The sequence below is a fragment of the Streptomyces sp. NBC_01788 genome (genome assembly GCF_035917575.1).
Classification (GTDB): Bacteria; Actinomycetota; Actinomycetes; order Streptomycetales; family Streptomycetaceae; genus Streptomyces.
In genome coordinates this window covers 7504801-7520479 of sequence record NZ_CP109090.1, presented here as the reverse complement: position 1 = coordinate 7520479, position 15679 = coordinate 7504801, and the positions used below count along the sequence as shown (strand labels likewise).

At 73.2% G+C, this 15679-nt stretch carries 17 protein-coding genes and 1 pseudogene; 11 read left to right on the top strand and 7 right to left on the bottom strand.

All coding sequences use genetic code 11. The features are described from left to right. The first annotated feature begins 29 nt into the window (after positions 1-29). Positions 30-674: a peptide deformylase gene (locus OIE49_RS33415; RefSeq protein ID WP_326805548.1), complete on the top strand. Its 645-nt coding sequence runs from the start codon at positions 30-32 to the stop codon at positions 672-674. Between the two features lie 26 nt (positions 675-700). On the opposite strand, the gene OIE49_RS33410 is transcribed toward OIE49_RS33415, so the two are convergent. Then, positions 701-2131: a dihydrolipoyl dehydrogenase family protein gene (locus tag OIE49_RS33410; protein ID WP_326805547.1), complete on the bottom strand. Its 1431-nt coding sequence runs from the start codon at positions 2129-2131 to the stop codon at positions 701-703. Between the two features lie 142 nt (positions 2132-2273). On the opposite strand from OIE49_RS33410, the gene trxA reads away from it, so the two are divergent. Continuing rightward, a complete protein-coding gene (gene trxA / locus OIE49_RS33405; RefSeq protein WP_100570316.1) occupies positions 2274-2654 on the top strand; it encodes a thioredoxin in 381 nt (126 codons plus the stop codon). Between the two features lie 13 nt (positions 2655-2667). Here trxA and OIE49_RS33400 read toward each other — a convergent pair whose 3' ends face one another. The 3 genes and pseudogenes from OIE49_RS33400 to OIE49_RS33390 form a co-directional block, all read right to left on the bottom strand. Further along, a complete protein-coding gene (locus tag OIE49_RS33400; RefSeq protein WP_401739967.1) occupies positions 2668-3702 on the bottom strand; it encodes a LacI family DNA-binding transcriptional regulator in 1035 nt (344 codons plus the stop codon). Between the two features lie 386 nt (positions 3703-4088). Further along, a pseudogene (locus OIE49_RS33395) lies at positions 4089-4418 on the bottom strand (winged helix-turn-helix transcriptional regulator); the annotation flags it as partial. A gap of 147 nt (positions 4419-4565) precedes the next feature. Then, complete coding sequence (locus tag OIE49_RS33390) at positions 4566-5255, bottom strand: TetR/AcrR family transcriptional regulator (protein ID WP_326805544.1); 690 nt, start codon at positions 5253-5255, stop codon at positions 4566-4568. 120 nt (positions 5256-5375) lie between these two features. Here OIE49_RS33390 and OIE49_RS33385 point away from each other — a divergent pair, with 120 nt between their 5' ends. Beyond that, positions 5376-5939, top strand: a complete 564-nt coding sequence (locus OIE49_RS33385) for an NAD(P)H-dependent oxidoreductase (protein WP_100570313.1) — start codon at positions 5376-5378, stop codon at positions 5937-5939. A gap of 104 nt (positions 5940-6043) precedes the next feature. Here OIE49_RS33385 and OIE49_RS33380 read toward each other — a convergent pair whose 3' ends face one another. Further along, entirely contained in the window at positions 6044-6691 is a 648-nt protein-coding gene (locus OIE49_RS33380; protein WP_326805543.1) for a hypothetical protein, read from the bottom strand. Between the two features lie 302 nt (positions 6692-6993). Here OIE49_RS33380 and OIE49_RS33375 point away from each other — a divergent pair, with 302 nt between their 5' ends. Together OIE49_RS33375 and OIE49_RS33370 are read left to right on the top strand one after the other, a co-directional pair. Continuing rightward, positions 6994-7374 carry a hypothetical protein gene (locus tag OIE49_RS33375; RefSeq protein WP_326805542.1) on the top strand — a complete coding sequence of 127 codons (381 nt, stop codon included), beginning with the start codon at positions 6994-6996 and terminating at the stop codon, positions 7372-7374. 3 nt (positions 7375-7377) lie between these two features. Further along, the gene (locus tag OIE49_RS33370) at positions 7378-8577 is read left to right on the top strand and encodes a glutathionylspermidine synthase family protein (protein WP_326805541.1); all 1200 of its coding nucleotides are present in this window, start codon (positions 7378-7380) and stop codon (positions 8575-8577) included. Positions 8578-8589: 12 nt separating this feature from the next. Here the strand turns inward: OIE49_RS33370 and OIE49_RS33365 are convergent, their stop codons facing one another. Both OIE49_RS33365 and OIE49_RS33360 read right to left on the bottom strand, forming a co-directional pair. Next, on the bottom strand, positions 8590-9030 hold the full coding sequence (locus OIE49_RS33365) for a hypothetical protein (RefSeq protein ID WP_326805540.1): 441 nt from the start codon (positions 9028-9030) through the stop codon (positions 8590-8592). 42 nt (positions 9031-9072) lie between these two features. Continuing rightward, complete coding sequence (locus OIE49_RS33360; RefSeq protein WP_326805539.1) at positions 9073-9789, bottom strand: helix-turn-helix transcriptional regulator; 717 nt, start codon at positions 9787-9789, stop codon at positions 9073-9075. 111 nt (positions 9790-9900) lie between these two features. Between OIE49_RS33360 and OIE49_RS33355 the strand changes: the two genes are divergently transcribed. The 6 genes from OIE49_RS33355 (at position 9901) to egtD (ending at position 15636) form a co-directional block, all read left to right on the top strand. After that, positions 9901-10335, top strand: a complete 435-nt coding sequence (locus tag OIE49_RS33355; protein WP_326805538.1) for a cupin domain-containing protein — start codon at positions 9901-9903, stop codon at positions 10333-10335. A gap of 20 nt (positions 10336-10355) precedes the next feature. Beyond that, complete coding sequence (locus OIE49_RS33350) at positions 10356-10853, top strand: type II toxin-antitoxin system PemK/MazF family toxin (RefSeq protein ID WP_326805537.1); 498 nt, start codon at positions 10356-10358, stop codon at positions 10851-10853. A 295-nt stretch (positions 10854-11148) separates the two neighbouring features. Continuing rightward, positions 11149-12498 carry an ergothioneine biosynthesis glutamate--cysteine ligase EgtA gene (gene egtA, locus OIE49_RS33345; protein ID WP_326805536.1) on the top strand — a complete coding sequence of 450 codons (1350 nt, stop codon included), beginning with the start codon at positions 11149-11151 and terminating at the stop codon, positions 12496-12498. After that, positions 12495-13886, top strand: coding sequence for an ergothioneine biosynthesis protein EgtB (egtB, locus tag OIE49_RS33340; protein ID WP_326805535.1), 1392 nt, complete (start codon positions 12495-12497; stop codon positions 13884-13886). The genes egtA and egtB overlap by 4 nt, the downstream gene beginning before the upstream one ends. Continuing rightward, entirely contained in the window at positions 13886-14677 is a 792-nt protein-coding gene (gene egtC / locus OIE49_RS33335) for an ergothioneine biosynthesis protein EgtC (protein ID WP_326805534.1), read from the top strand. Before egtB ends, egtC begins: the two co-directional genes overlap by 1 nt. Further along, entirely contained in the window at positions 14674-15636 is a 963-nt protein-coding gene (gene egtD / locus OIE49_RS33330) for an L-histidine N(alpha)-methyltransferase (RefSeq protein ID WP_326805533.1), read from the top strand. The genes egtC and egtD overlap by 4 nt, the downstream gene beginning before the upstream one ends. Positions 15637-15679 lie beyond the last annotated feature (43 nt).

Here is a 15679-nt window from a genome sequence, read left to right as displayed (position 1 = left end):
CCGGCCGGCCCCCGTGACATCCTGGCGTGATGGCTTCCCCCCACGCGCGTACGCCCCTCGCCGAGCAGGTCGACGAACTCCTCGCCGACGGCGGCCCGTTGCCCATCGTCGCCGCCGGCGACCCGGTGCTGCGGCGCCCCGCCGAACCGTTCGACGGCCAGCTGGAGCCCGCGCTGCTGACCCGCTTCGTCCAGGCCCTGCGCCTGACCATGCACGCGGCACCGGGCGTGGGACTGGCCGCGCCGCAGGTCGGGGTGGGGCTGCGGATCGCGGTCGTCGAGGACCCGGCACCGGTGCCGGAGGAGGTGCGCGAAGCGCGCGGACGGGTGCCGCTGCCCTTCCGGGTGCTGGTCAATCCGTCGTACGAGGCCGTCGGCACCGGGCGCGCCGCGTTCTACGAGGGCTGCCTGAGCGTTCCGGGCTGGCAGGCCGTGGTGGCACGGCACGCCGAGGTGCGCCTGCGGGCCCTGGACGAGCGCTGTCGGGCGGTGGACGAGGTGCTCTCGGGCTGGCCCGCCCGGATCGTCCAGCACGAGACCGACCACCTCGAAGGCACCCTCTACCTCGACCGCGCCGAACCGCGCTCCCTGTCCTCCAACGACGCGATGGCCAACCGCTGGAACCAGCCGACCCCGGGGCGGGCCGCGCGGGCCCTCGGCTTCGAACTGCCGTAGGCGCACGCGGCCGTGCGGGCGCGCGGTCAGCCCCGGTAGGCCTCAAGGAGGCGGAGCCACACCTCGCTGATCGTCGGGTAGGACGGGACCGCGTGCCACAGACGACCGACCGGGACCTGCCCGGCGACGGCGACGGTCGCCGAGTGGAGCAGTTCGCCGACGCCGGGCCCGACGAAGGTGACACCGCGCAGGATCTCCTCGTCGAGGTCGACGACCATGCGGGCGCGGCCGCGGTAGCCGTCGCCGTACAGGCCGGCCCCGGCGACGGTGGAGAGGTCGACGTCGACGGCGCGGACCCGGTGGCCGGCCTGTTCGGCCTCGGCCAGGGACAGGCCGACGGCCGCGGCCTCCGGGTCGGTGAAGACGACCTGCGGTACGGCGTGGTGGTCGGCGGTGGCGGCGTGCGCGCCCCACGGGTCCGTCCCCAGCAGCGGCACACCGGCCGCACGGGCGCCGATCGTGTCGCCCGCGATCCGGGCCTGGTACTTGCCCTGGTGGGTGAGGAGCGCGCGGTGGTTCACGTCGCCGCACGCGTACAGCCACGTGCTGCCGTGCACGCGCAGGGTGTCGTCGACCGGCAGCCAGGAGCCGGGTTCCAGGCCCACCGTCTCCAGGCCGATGTCCTCGGTGCGCGGCGCGCGTCCGGTGGCGAAGAGGATCTCGTCGGCCTCGACGCGGTCACCGGCGACGGTGACGGCCACGACGGTGCCGTTCTCTCGGGCTACCGACTCCACCGCGGTGCCGGTGCGGATGTCGGTGCCGGCCTCCGTGAGGGCGTCGGCGACCAGTTCGCCGGCGAAGGGTTCCATCCGGGGCAGCAGCCCCTTGCCCCGGACCAGGACGGTGACCTGCGCGCCGAGCGCCTGGTACACGGTGGCCATCTCGGTGGCGACCACACCGCCGCCCACGATGATCAGCCGCCCCGGCACCCGCTCGGCGCTGGTGGCCTCGCGGCTGGTCCACGGCTTGACGGCGTCGAGTCCGGGCAGGTCCGGAAGCTGGGCGCGGGTTCCGGTGCAGACGGCGACGGCGTGCCGTGCGGTGAGCGTCCTGCGGGTGCCGTCGGGGCCGTCGACCGTGACCGTACGCGGACCCGCCAGCCGGCCGTGCCCGCGGTGGAGGTCGGCGTCGATGCCGTCGAGCCACCGCACCTGGCCGTCGTCGTGCCAGTGCGAGGTGTACTCGTCCCGGCGGGCCAGGACCGCGGCGGCGTCGAGGGGACCGCGCACCGCCTGGCTCAGGCCCGGAAGACGGCGGGCGTCGGCGCGGGCGATGACCGGGCGCAGCAGGGCCTTGCTGGGCATGCACGCCCAGTACGAGCACTCGCCGCCGACCAGTTCACTCTCCACGATCGCGGTGGACAGGCCGGCCGCGCGGGTGCGGTCGGCCACGTTCTCCCCCACGGGTCCGGCGCCCAGCACCACGACGTCGTACGCGATGGTTTCCGTTTCGGTCATGGCGTCAGTCTGGTGGGTGGTGTGCGCCCTGGCCACACGGGTACGTGCGCGGAATACCCATGGGGTCGGCCGTGTTGTGCCCACGGCTTCGCCCCCACGCCAGTAGGCCGACACCCGGAAGCACCAGGAAGAGGGATACACCATGAGCAGCACCGTGGAGCTCACCAAGGAGAACTTCGACCAGACGGTCACGGACAACGAGTTCGTCCTGATCGACTTCTGGGCGTCCTGGTGCGGGCCGTGCCGGCAGTTCGCCCCGGTGTACGAGAAGGCGGCGGAGGAGAACCCGGACCTGGTGTTCGGCAAGGTGGACACCGAGGCCCAGCCGGAGCTGGCGGCGGCCTTCGGCATCCAGTCCATTCCGACGCTGATGATCGTCCGTGACCAGGTCGCCGTGTTCGCGCAGCCGGGCGCGCTGCCCGAGGCCGCCCTGACGGACGTGATCGGGCAGGCGCGCAAGCTGGACATGGACGAGGTCCGCAAGGCGGTCGCGGAGCAGCAGGGCGGTCAGCAGTCCGAGTGATCGGTGTCGCGGTTCAGCTGGAGTCGCGGTGGACCACCGTCGCGCCCAGCACCGCGTGCCGTTCGGGCGGGGCCGCCGGGTCGTGTACGGCGCGGTCGACCAGTTCGGCCACGTCGCGGCCGGAGGGCAGGTCGATGTGGACGGTGCTCAGCCGGGGCCGCAGCAGCCGCCCGAGCATGAGGTCGTCGGCGCCGATCACGGCTGTCCCCTCGGGGACGCGTACGCCCGCGTCCTGCAGTGCGCGCATCAGCAGCATGGCGTACTCGTCGTTGTAGGCGAACACCGCGTCGAGGCCGAGGTCGCGCCAGCGGGCGGCGAGGCGGGCGGCGGACCGTTCGTCGTAGCCGAGGGGCAGTTCGGTCACGTCGCCGTCGGTGCCGCGCAGGGCTCGCCGTACGCCGGCGAGCCGGGGCCGGGAGAACGTGTCCAGTCCGGGTTCCTCGGGTACGACCACGCCGATGCGGCGCCGGCCGCGGGCGTACAGGTGGGCGCCGGCCCGGTGACCGACGCTCTCGTGGTCCATGAGCAGCGCGTGGGCGCCCTCGACGGGCTCCGGGCCCAGCGTGACGACGGCACGCGCGCCGGAGCGTTTGAGCACCGCCACTCCGGCGGGTCCGAGCCCCACGCCGGACACCAGGACGGCGACGGGGCGCAGTTCGGCCCAGGCCCGTACGGCCGCGTCACCGGGCAGGCAGGCGGTGGCGTGCTGCACGACGGTGTAGTCGAGGAGGCCGAGCGCCCACTGGAGTTCGTCCAGGAAGCGGCTGTAGAGCGGGCCTGCCGGGAGGGCCGGGGCGGGCATCAGGACCATTCGGCTGTGCCCCGCGCGCAGGCTGCGCGCCGCCGCGTGCGGCACGTACCCGAGTTCCTCGGCGGCCTCGTGGACCCGGCGGCGGGTGGGCTCGCTGATGCGAACGGCTCTGGTGTTGTTCAGGACGTAGGAGACGGTCGCGCGCGAGACGCCGGCCAGTCGGGCCACGTCGGCGCTCGTGGGCACGGAGCGCGGAGCGGGCGTCGGGGGCGCGGCGGGTTTCGGAATCTGCACCATGACGTACCGCATCTTGGCAGAAGCCGGGGACTGTCCGTCCGGTGAACTGCCTTATTGCAGACCGAAGTTGAAACGGCAACAGATGAGGGCAGGGTGGGTCGGGCGCGTGGCGTGCGGTACGCGCAGGTCGCGTCACCGGGCCGCGCCGCCCGTGCGACGCCCCGGTCGGCAGGCGGCGGGCGGGGACGCGGGGCCGGCGTCGACCGCGTGCCGCGCCCCGCGGACATCACCCCGGGCCACGCCGGACCGCCCAGGGCGGCGGCCCGCCCATACCGCCCGACCGGGTGACGCCGAAACCGCCGCGGCCGCTTACGGGACGGCCACTCGCGCGCCTTGTCGCCTTGAAGGCCGGTCGGCGTCGCGGCGGCGGTCGGCAGGCAGTGCGGTTACGCCGCGCCCGGCTCCGGCTCTGCGCTTCGCGATCGCCGCTGCCGCTCCAGTTCGGTACAGCGCGCCCGCATCGGCCCGCCGGCGGCCGGCCCTGCGGTGAACACATACGCGTCGCTGTCGTCGAGGCTCTTCCCGGTGCGGGCGTCGACCACGACCGGCTCGGCCTCCTGGCCGGTCTCGGCATCGACAAGGATCATGGACCGGTCCTGCGGGGCGAGATGCCGGTTGCCCCAGGCGGCCAGGGCGACCATCACGGGCCGCAGGGAGTGCCCGCGCTCCGTGAGGATGTACTCGTGGCGGAGCAGGTTCGTCGAAGCCGCCTCGCGCGGCGCGGGCTTCCCCCGCCGGGCCATGGCCGCGGCTCGCCGAAGGGCGCGACGTGACGACCGCCCAGCGGCGTCCGCCGGAGGCGTTCGCCGCGCACAGCGGACCCGGCCGGGTCTGCCGGGTCGCCCGGACTGGGTCTCCCGCTCTCAGCAGGCCGGCTCCGTGGTGGTGATGCGCGCCACCACGTCGTGCCAGCCCGCCTGGAGCCGTTCCATCGGCATCTGGCACTGCCGGGTCAGATGGTGGATGAGGGCGGGCTCGAGGTAGCCCATCAGGGTGTGGGCGAGGAGTTCGCTGTCGGCGCCCGGCGCCGCCTGTCGCAGCAGCATCGCCACGTGGGCGTAATGGACCTGGCGGGCGGGTACGGCGAAGCGGCGGGCCGGGCCCGGATCGGCCGCCAGTTGCAGTTCCAGCTCGTCGGCCGCGCGGCGCAGCGCCATGCAGCCGAAGGCCCGCAGCCGCTCGGCGGGCGGCGCGCCGGGACCCATCGGAGGGGGCCCGCTGAGGAACGCGGCCTGGAACTTCCGCTCCGAGTGGTCCAGCAGCGCCCTGAGCAGACCGGTGCGGTCGCCGAAGCGGCGGAAGACCGTCCCCTTGCCCACCTCGGCCGCCGCGGCGACGGCCTCCATGGTGACGCCCGCCGCGCCGTGCTCCGCGACCAGGCGCGCGGCGGCGTCCAGCAGCCGGGCGCGGTTGCGGGCCGCGTCGGCGCGCAGGCACGGCTCGTCCTCACCGGTTCCGAATTCGAGCAGCACCGGCTGCGCCAACAGCTTCCGGGTCTCCTGAGGTTCTTGAGGCTCCTGGGGCTTCGGAGGGGGCGGCAGGGGGCGCGACATGAGGACAGCGTAAGGCATCGGGAACAGAACTGGACCGTGGTCCGCTTATGGTGGTAGAAAAATAAACGGACCTCGGTCCGGATCCTTAACGCCACTGTGTCATCCCCCTTGGAGACCCCCATGTCTGTCCGCATCCTCGCGCTCGTCGGCAGCCTCCGCGCCGGCTCGCACAACCGCCAGCTCGCCGAGGCCGCCGTCAAGCTCGCCCCCGCGGGCGCCGAGGTCGAGCTCTTCGAGGGCCTGGCCGAGATCCCGTTCTACAACGAGGACCTCGACGTCGAGGGCAGCGTGCCCGCCGCGGCCGCCAAGCTGCGCGAGGTCGCCGGCTCCGCCGATGCCTTCCTGCTGTTCTCCCCCGAGTACAACGGCACCATCCCGGCCGTCCTGAAGAACGCCATCGACTGGCTGTCCCGCCCGTACGGCGCCGGCGCCCTCGTGGGCAAGCCCGTCGCCGTCGTCGGCACCGCCTTCGGCCAGTACGGCGGCGTCTGGGCGCAGGACGACACCCGCAAGGCCGCGGGCATCGCCGGCGGCAAGGTGATCGAGGACATCAAGCTCTCCATCCCCGGCTCCGTGACCCGCTTCGCCGAGACCCACCCGGTCGACGACGCCGAGGTCGCCGCCCAGCTCACCGAGGTCGTCGCGCGCCTGCACGGCCACACCGGTGACGCGGCTGCCGCCTGAGCACCCCCGGGAGGGGCCGGCGCCCGCCGGGCGCCGGCCCCTCCCGGCCTTTTCCGAGCGGGCCTTTCACGAACCGGCTCTGCACCGCCCGGCTCTGCACGAAGCTACGGGCAGGACTCCCCGAACTTGACCGCAGTGAAGGACACCGGCTGCCCCTTCAGCCGGGTTCCCGGCCCCGGAGTCTGCGAGCACACCTGCCAGTTGCTCTCCACCAGCACCCAACGGTGGTGCGCCGACGCGTCCTTCACCGTGAGCGACGTATGCGCGTCGAGGGCGGCACGGGCCGCCTTCACCGACTTCCCCTTGAAGACGGGCATCCTCCCGCCCCGAACCGACGGCGGGGCCTGGTCCTTGGTGGGGCAGGACTCCTCCAGCTTGACCGCGCCGAAGTCCAGGGTCGTACCGGTCAAGACCGTCGTACCCGCCGCCACGTTCTGACTGCACACCTTCCAGTTACGGTCGAAGGCCTGCATCCGGCCGCGCCCCAGGGCATCGTGCGACTTCAGCGAGCGGAATCCCTGCTTGTGGGCGGCGTCCTGCGCGGACTGCAACCCCATGCCGACGAAGGCCGGCACCTTCTTCTGCCGATTGCCGCCCGGCTTGCCGTCGCGCCCCGGCCCGCTGCCGCCTGGAGCGGCGGAGGCCGACGGGTTGCGGCCGCCCTGCGACCCGCCGCCGGCCGCCGGGTCGCAGGCGACGAGGGCGCCGGCCGCGGCACACGTCAGAACAGCGGCGACGAGACGAGTTCGCACGGATTCCCCCAAGTGCTGCCGGTACAGGCGAATAACGGTAGACCCCTCATGAAAGAGGAGGGAAGTCCGACCGTCCGGTCCCGGACACCTTGCGCGTACGCGTCAACGGTATGTTGGACAGGCCAAGTACCAGTACATGGCAAGGAACGGTCGGAATGAACGGGGCATGTCGACCTGGCGCGGGGCGGCTTCACGCCGCCGGTGCGACGTGGCCGTTCCCCGCGTACTCCGCCCGTCACGACGCCGTATCGCGCGGCACGCCTCTGCCGTGGATCAGCAGACGTATCCGAAGGGATCTGTTCGTGACGAGTCAGCAGCACACCGGTTCACGTCGCCGCTCCATCGAGGTGTCGGTCGGCGCCGTGGGTGCGGTCGCGATGGCGATAGCCCTCAGTGGCTGCTCCAGCGGCCCGGACTACCAGGGCACCTGCGTGGACAAGCTGACGCAGAAACGCGTGGCGGACAGTCACTGCAACCCCGGCGGATCCGGTGGGGCCGGCGGTGGGGCAGGCGGCACCGGCGGAAAGAACTACGGCTGGTGGTACACCCCGCGCGGCGAGAAGGCCCCCGCCGTCGGGCAGAAGGTCGACCTGACCAAGGGCGGCGGCTCGTTCACCGCGCCGAAGTCGGGCAACGTCGTCCGCGGCGGCTTCTCCGCCAAGGGCGGATCGGTCGGCGGCTGATCCATGCGACGAGAACCCCGCACACCGAGGCCCGGCTGGGAGCAGACCGTGCTCCAGTCCGGCCTTCCGTTCCACACCGAAACCCTGCCGGACGGCCGCGGGTTGCCCTACTGGAACGAGAGCGCCGCCTACGTACTCACCTCGCAGGAGGTGGACCACCTGGAGGACGTCACCGAGGAACTGCACGCGATGTGCGTGGCGGCGGCCCGGCACGTCCTGGAGAAGAGCGACGTCGAACGCCTCGGCATCGACCCCCGCTGGACGAGGCCGATGCTCGAAACCCTCGACAAGGAGTCACCAAGCATCTACGGCCGGTTCGACTTCGCCTGGGACGGCACGGGCGACGTCAAGTTGTACGAGTACAACGGCGATGTTCCGGCGGCGCTGCTCGAAGCCGCGGTGCTGCAGTGGCAGTGGCTCGAGGACGTGCACCCGGAGCACGACCAGTTCAACACGATCCACGAGCGCCTGGTGCGGACGTGGCGGAGCCTGGCTCCGCGGCTGGGCGGCCGGGTCCACTTCGCGCACTCCGCCGACGAACCCGACGAGGACGTCATCACGACGGCGTACCTGCGGGACACGGCCGTCGAGGCGGGTCTTCTCACGGTGGGCCTGACGATGGAGGACATCGGCTGGCACAGCGGGATCCGGCGCTTCGTGGACCTGAGCGACGTCCCCATCGAGTCCTGTTTCAAGATGTACCCGTGGGACTGGGCGTTCGAAAGCCTCTACGCCCCGCAGTTGGAGGCCGAGCCCTGTTCGACGCGGTGGCTGGAGCCGATGTGGAAGGCGCTGCTGTCCACGAAGGGGATCCTCGCGGTGCTGTGGGAGCTGCACCCCGGTCACCCGAACCTCCTGCCGTCCTACCTCGACGGGCCCCGCGACCTGGCCGAATGGGTCGCCAAGCCCCTGTGGGGCTGGGAGGGCGCCTCGATCAAGGTCCGTTCCGCCGAGCACCACTTCGACCAGGCGGGCTCGTTCGACGACGGGCCCTTCCTGTTCCAGGAGTTCCACCGGCCGCCGTCCTTCGACGGCAACCACATGGTGATCGGCTCGTGGGTCGTCGGCGGCAGGTCGGCCGGCATCGGCATCCGCGAGTCCGACGAGATCGTCACCGACCGCCGGGCCCGTTTCGTTCCCCACCTCATCGACGCGCCGCGCTCCACTCCGGAGCAGGTCGCGCACTGGTTGCGGAACAGCTGACCGCGAACCCGGTCACGCCGCCAGCAGGCTGACGCCGAGCGCGATCAGGACCGCCACCTTCACGGTCTCCACGGCCACGTAGGCGAGGTGGCCGCGCGAGCGGGGCCGGTCCTCACCGGCCTCCTCACCGGCCAGCACCATGTCGGACCTGCGGTTGAGGCGAGGACGTACGAAGGCCAACTGGGCGAGCAGCAGCACGGCGACGGCCGCGGTCAGCCCGGCGACCCGGGCCGGCGGCCCGCCCGCGGCGACCGTGACGATCACCACGACGGCCAGGGCGGTCTCGACGAGGTTCAGCGCCCGGAAGACCAGCCGCCCGATGCCCAGCCCGATCGGGATGGTCACGCCGGGAGCGCGGAACTTCAGCGGGGCCTCCAGGAACGAGATGGCCAGCACCATGCCGAGCCAGACGAACGTGACCGCGCTCGCGATGGCGGCCGCCGTGGTGTTCATCGATATGTCACCTTTCGCGAGTACGTGCGGCACGTACGGGACTTACCGGGACCCGTCACGTCGCTCACCCGGCGCCGTCACCGGCACCCCCACCGGGCGGGCCGCCAGGTGGGCCAGGCAGAAGTCGGGTTCCGCGAACGGTTCCAGTCCGGTCGCGACGAGTGGTGCCCGCAGCTCGGCCAACGCCCCCTGCATCAGGCCCAGATGGATCGGACACACCAACTGACCCTGCTCCTCGGCCAGTTCGAGGAAGGGGCAGTGGCGCAGCCGGATCCGTTCCGGCGGCTTGCCGACGCCGCCGCCCTCGGACTCCGGGGCGAAGCCGAGGTCGTCGAGGAGCGCGACGAGCCGGGCCGCGGCCCGCTCCGCCGTGGGCGGCGGCGAGGGCGGCAGCGGGTCGACCAGGAAACCGCCCCAGGCGCGGCCCGCCTCCGTCGCGGCCTCGCGCGCCCCGGGGCCCTGGGACGCCAGTTGCCCGAGCAGGATCTGCGCCAGCAGCCGGTAGCCGCGCGTGCCCCGGCGGTCCATGCCGGGCCGGGGGGCGTAGACGGTACGGGGCCGGCCGGGCCCCGAGGGCTCCTCGACCTGGCGTACGACGACTCCCTCGGCCACCAGGGCGTCGAGGTGGAAGCGCACGGTGTTGGGGTGCAGCCCGATCCGCTCGGCGGCCTCCGCGACCCCCAGCGGCTCGGCCGCGGCCCGCAGCACGTCCAGCACCTCGCGTCGGCGGGGGCTCTCCCGTGGGGTGGTCACGTCCACTCAGCTCTCTTCACCCGAAGCTCCGCAGCGGAAGCAAATTTTCACGAATACTACATGTAATAATCGTGGGCCCGGGACACCGCCCCGGCGGACCGAGATGAGGGGTGCACGATGACATCGCCTTCCGAGCACGGCACCGGGCCGGCCGGCCACGCGGCGCCGGAGCCGGAACAGGAAGCGGAACCGCGGGTCCTGTGCGACGCCCGGGCGCTGGCCGCCACTCCTCCGGTACCGGGAGGCGTGCTGTGGAAGCTGGACGAGTCCGGACGCCAGCTCGACGCGAACGTCGTACGGCTGGCACCCGGCACGCGCGTGGCGCCGCACCGCGAACGGGACCTGGACGTCCTGCTGTTCGTCGTCGCGGGCAGCGGTGTCCTCGGCGCCGGCACCGGTGACGAGCCGCGGCAGCTGACCGAGGGCGCGACGGTCTGGCTGCCGCACGGCTCCACCCGCAGCCTCACCGCGGGCCCGGACGGACTGGCCTGCCTGACTGTCCACCGGCGCCGCCCCGGTATGCGGATCCGCCCCCATGGTGAGGCTTCGTGATCACGCTCTAGGGTTCCCCCGTGACTGCCTTTACCGATGAGACCGATGAGAACACGCCCGGCCGTTACGGCCCCACCGCCACCACCGAGGCCGACCCTCACGAGGTGGACCGGGTGCACACGGAGTACGCGCCCGCGCACGACGGCGACCCGGACCCCGGGGAGATCGTCTGGACCTGGGTGCCCTTCGAGGAGAACGACGGCCGGGGCAAGGACCGGCCGGTGCTGGTGGTGGCCCGGGAGGCCGCCGGGACCCTCCTGGCCGTGCAGCTGACCAGCAAGGCGCACGACGGCGCGGCAAGGGGCGCGGCGCAGCCGCTCCAGGGGAGCCGGGGCTTGCCCCGGTGGGTGGCCATCGGCAGCGGCCCCTGGGACCGGTCGGGCCGGGACTCGTGGGTGGACGTCGACCGGGTGCTGCGGCTGCACCAGGACGGCATGCGCCGCGAGGCGTGCGCGCTGGACCGGATGCGGTTCGGCCTCGTGGTGCACCGCCTGCGGGAGCGCTACGGCTGGAGCTGACGCCGGGCCGCGCCCCACGGCGCGCACATCACCCGGTCGGAGCAGCACCGAACACGGGGCACGGAGTACCCGCGGGACTCCCGCGAGGGCGACGGACCCCCCGCGGAGGCACGGGGCCCCGACACCGCGGGTGAGCCTCGGAAATATCGCGCATACGGAGATTCGGCGCCACGATTGTCGCGATTTGCACCCTTGTGCGAATCGGTCGGAGGGTTTTGGCTGGGACGGTGCGGCCCCGGCCCGGCCCTCCGACCGCCGGGCCGGTGGCATGGTGGAATCTCAGGAGGATCCCGACATGTCCGATGCGCAACGCCCCTCGGCGGGCGGCCGTACGGAGTTCCGTGCCGCCGTCTCCGAAGCCGAGGCCGAGGCTCTGGTCAGCGGCATCTGCTTCAAGACCGGACCGCCCCGCACCCTCGGGGTCGAAGTGGAATGGCTCGTCCACGAGCTGCGCTCGCCGCGGCTCCCCGTGACACCCGAACGTCTCGAAGCGGCCTACGCCGCACTGCGGACCATGCCCCTGAGGTCGGCGTTCACCGTCGAACCCGGCGGCCAGCTGGAACTGAGCTCGCCGCCCGCCGCCTCCCTGATGGAGTGCATCGGTACCGTATCCGCCGACCTCGACACCGTCCGCGCCGTACTGGCCGGGCACGGACTCCGTCTCGTCGGTGTCGGCCACGATCCCTGGCACACCCCCCGCAGATTCCTGCGCGAGCGGCGCTACGACGCCCTGGAGGCCTGCCTGGACCGCGGTGGACCGGCCGGCCGGCACATGATGTGCGCCTCGGCGTCCGTGCAGGTCTGCGTGGACGCCGGTCACGAGGAGCCCGGACCGCTCGGCCACGGGCGCCGCTGGTGGCTGGCGCACCACCTGGGCGCGGTGCTGGTGGCCGCGTTCGCCCACTCCCCGCTGGTGGCGCGGAGGCCCACCGGCTGGCGCTCCACCCGGCAGCTCATCTGGATGGAGATCGGCCCTGGCCGGGCCGGCGCCCCGGCACTGAACGGCAGTCCCCGCGCCGCCTGGGCCCGCCATGTGCTGGACGCGCCGGTGATGTGCGTACGGCACGAGGACCGGCCGTGGGAGGTGCCCGACGGGCTCACCTTCCGCGAGTGGATCGGATCGCGCCGGCCGAGGCCGCCGACCCGGGAGGACCTCGACTACCACCTCACCACGCTGTTCCCGCCGGTGCGGCCGCGCGGGCACCTGGAACTGCGCATGATCGACGCGCAGCCCGGCGACGACGGGTGGATCGTGCCGCTGGCGGTCACCGCGGCGCTCTTCGACGACCCGGAGGCGGCGGAGACCGTCTACAGGGTGGTGAAGCCGCTGGCCGAGCGGTCCGGGCCGCTGCCCGCTCCGCACAATCCTCTGTGGGCCGAGGCGGCTCGTTCCGGGCTCGCCGACCCCGATCTGCGCGAGGCGGCCGTCGCCTGCTTCGCCGCAGCCCTGGGGGCCCTGCCCCGGCTCGGCGCCACCACCGAGGTCACGGACGCCGTCGCGGCGTTCCAGGACCGCTACGTACGCCGGGGCCGCTGCCCCGCCGACGACCTGCTGGACCGGCTGCGCGGCGCGGAGCCGCCCCGGCCCGGACTGCGCACCGCCCGGGCAACCCCCACCGCCCACGGGAAGGACATCGCGCCATGACCGATCCCGCCCGCGACGCCGGGACACCCGACGCAGAGACCTTCGGCACCGAGACGCTCGGTCCGGAGACGTTCGATCCGCGGACGTTCGACGCGGAGACGCTGCGCGAGCGCGCGCTGCGCTCGCTCAGCACGGCCCGTGACCGCACCACGCTGCTGACGAACTGCGTGGAGGAGCCCGACCTCACCGCCCAGCACTCGCCGCTGATGTCCCCGCTGGTGTGGGACCTCGCCCACATCGGCAACCAGGAGGAGCTGTGGCTGCTGCGGGCGGTCGGCGGCCGCGAGGCGATGCGCCCCGAGATCGACAGCCTCTACGACGCCTTCGAGCACCCGCGCGCCGAACGCCCCTCGCTGCCCCTGATGGCCCCCGACGAGGCCCGGGGCTACGCGTCCGAGGTGCGCGGCCGGGTGCTGGACGTACTGGAGTCCACCGCGTTCCACGGCACCCGGCTGACCGAGGCCGGCTTCGCCTTCGGCATGATCGCGCAGCACGAGCAGCAGCACGACGAGACGATGCTGATCACCCATCAGCTCCGCCGGGGCCCGCAGGCCCTCACCGCGCCGGACCCGGATCCGGCGCCGCCGTTCACGGGTCCGCCCGAAGTCCTCGTCCCGGGCGGCCCGTTCACCATGGGCACCTCCACCGAGCCGTGGGCACTGGACAACGAGCGGCCCGCGCACGTGCGCGAGGTGCCGCCGTTCTGGATCGACACCACCCCGGTGACCAACGCCGCCTACCAGACCTTCGTCGAGGACGGCGGCTACGGCGAACCCCGCTGGTGGGCGCCGGAGGGCTGGGCCCACATACGGCAGCACGGCGTCGACGCGCCGATGTACTGGCGGCGTGAGGGCGGGCAGTGGCTGCGGCGCCGGTTCGGTGTCACCGAGGCCGTACCGCCCGACGAGCCGGTGCTGCACGTGTGCTGGTACGAGGCCGACGCCTACGCCCGCTGGGCCGGACGGCGGCTGCCCACCGAGGCCGAGTGGGAGAAGGCGGCGCGCCACGACCCGGTGGCCGGGCGCTCGACGCGGTACCCGTGGGGCGACGCCGACCCGGCGCCGGAGCACGCCAACCTCGGTCAGCGGCATCTGCGCCCGGCGCCGGCCGGCAGCTATCCGGGCGGGGAATCACCGCTCGGTGTAAGGCAGTTGATCGGGGACGTGTGGGAGTGGACGGCGAGTGACCTCCACCCCTACCCGGGCTTCACCGCGTTCCCGTACAAGGAGTACTCGGAGGTGTTCTTCGGGCCGGAGTACAAGGTGCTGCGCGGCGGTTCGTTCGCCGTGGACCCGGTGGCCTGCCGGGGCACGTTCCGCAACTGGGACTACCCGGTCCGGCGGCAGATCTTCTCCGGGTTCCGAACGGCCCGTTCGGAGCGCGGCTGATGTGCCGTCATCTGGCGTACCTGGGACCGGAGGAGCCGCTCGGCCGGTACCTCGTGGAGCCGCCGCACAGCCTGTACCGGCAGGCGTGGGCGCCCCGGAACCAGCGGTACGGGACGGTCAACGCCGATGGTTTCGGGGTGGGTTGGTACGCGGAGGGCGACCCGGTGCCGGCCCGCTACCGCCGGGCGGGTCCCGTCTGGGCCGACCTGTCCTTCGCCGACCTGGCCCGGGTCGTACGCACCTCGGCGCTGCTGGCCGCGGTGCGGGACGCGACCCTCCCGGGCGCGGACGCGGAGGCCGCGGCGGCGCCGTTCGCCGCGGGCACCTGGCTGTTCAGCCACAACGGCGCCGTGACCGGCTGGCCCGACTCGCTCGCCGCGGTGTCCCGGTCCCTGCCGCCTCGGGACCTGCTGGCGCTGGAGGCCCGCACCGACTCGGCGCTCGTGTGGGCACTGGTGCTGGCCCGGCTGCGCGGCGGCGACGAGGAGGGGCAGGCACTCGCCGACACCGTCCTGGAGGTCGCGGCGGCGGCCCCGGGCTCGCGGCTCAACCTGCTGCTCACCAACGGCGAGACGATCACCGCGACGGCCTGGGGCGACAGCCTGTGGTACCTGGCCGAGCCCGGCCGCCGCACGGTGGTGGCCTCCGAGCCGTACGACGACGACCCGCACTGGCGTCAGGTGCCCGACCGCACCCTGCTCGCGGCCAGCCGCACGGACGTCCTGCTCACCCCGCTCAAGAACCCCACCGAGGACCTGGCATCCGCACGATCCGAGGAGCCCCGCACGTGAGTGAGTTCCACATCACCCGCACCCTGCCCGAGGACGCCATGGCCGCCGCACTGCGCGCCGACGTCCTGAAGGGCCTGACCTCCGACCCCAAGACGCTGCCGCCGAAGTGGTTCTACGACGCGCACGGCAGCGAGCTGTTCGAGCGGATCACCGAACTGCCCGAGTACTACCCGACCCGCGCCGAGCGGGAGATCCTCGCCGGCCGCGCCACGGAGATCGCCGCCGCGCTGCCCGCCCGCACCCTCGTCGAACTGGGCTCCGGCTCCTCGGAGAAGACGCGCCTTCTGCTCGACGCGCTGCCCCGGCTGCACACCTACGTCCCCGTCGACGTCAGCGACTCCGCGCTGGAACAGGCCGGACGGGCCCTGGTCGCCGAGCGGCCCGGGCTGAACGTGCACGCGCTGATCGCCGACTTCACCGCGGGCCTGACCCTGCCCCCCTCCCCCGGCCCGCGGCTGGTGGCGTTCCTCGGCGGCACGATCGGGAACCTGCTGCCCGGCGAACGCGCTGAGTTCCTGGCCGCGGTGCGCGCCCTGCTCTCCCCCGGCGACGCGCTGCTGCTCGGCACCGATCTGGTCAAGGCCGAGGACGTACTGGTCAGGGCGTACGACGACGCGGCCGGGGTGACGGCCGCGTTCAACAAGAACGTCCTGAACGTGGTCAACCGCGAACTGGGCGCCGACTTCGAACCGGACGCCTTCGACCACGTGGCCCTCTGGGACCCGGCGAACGAGTGGATCGAGATGCGGCTGCGCTCCCGCACCGAACAGACGGTGAAGGTCCCCGCGCTCGACCTCGCCGTCCACTTCGCGGCGGGCGAGGAACTGCGCACCGAGGTCTCGGCGAAGTTCCGCGAGAACCGGGTGAGTGCGGAACTGGCGGCGGCAGGGCTTGAGCTGGAGAGGTGGTGGACCGACGGGGAGGGACGCTTCGCGCTGTCGCTGAGTGTCGTGGCGTGACGGCGGTGGGCCCTCCGGGCCGTTGCCCGGAGGGCCCGGAGGG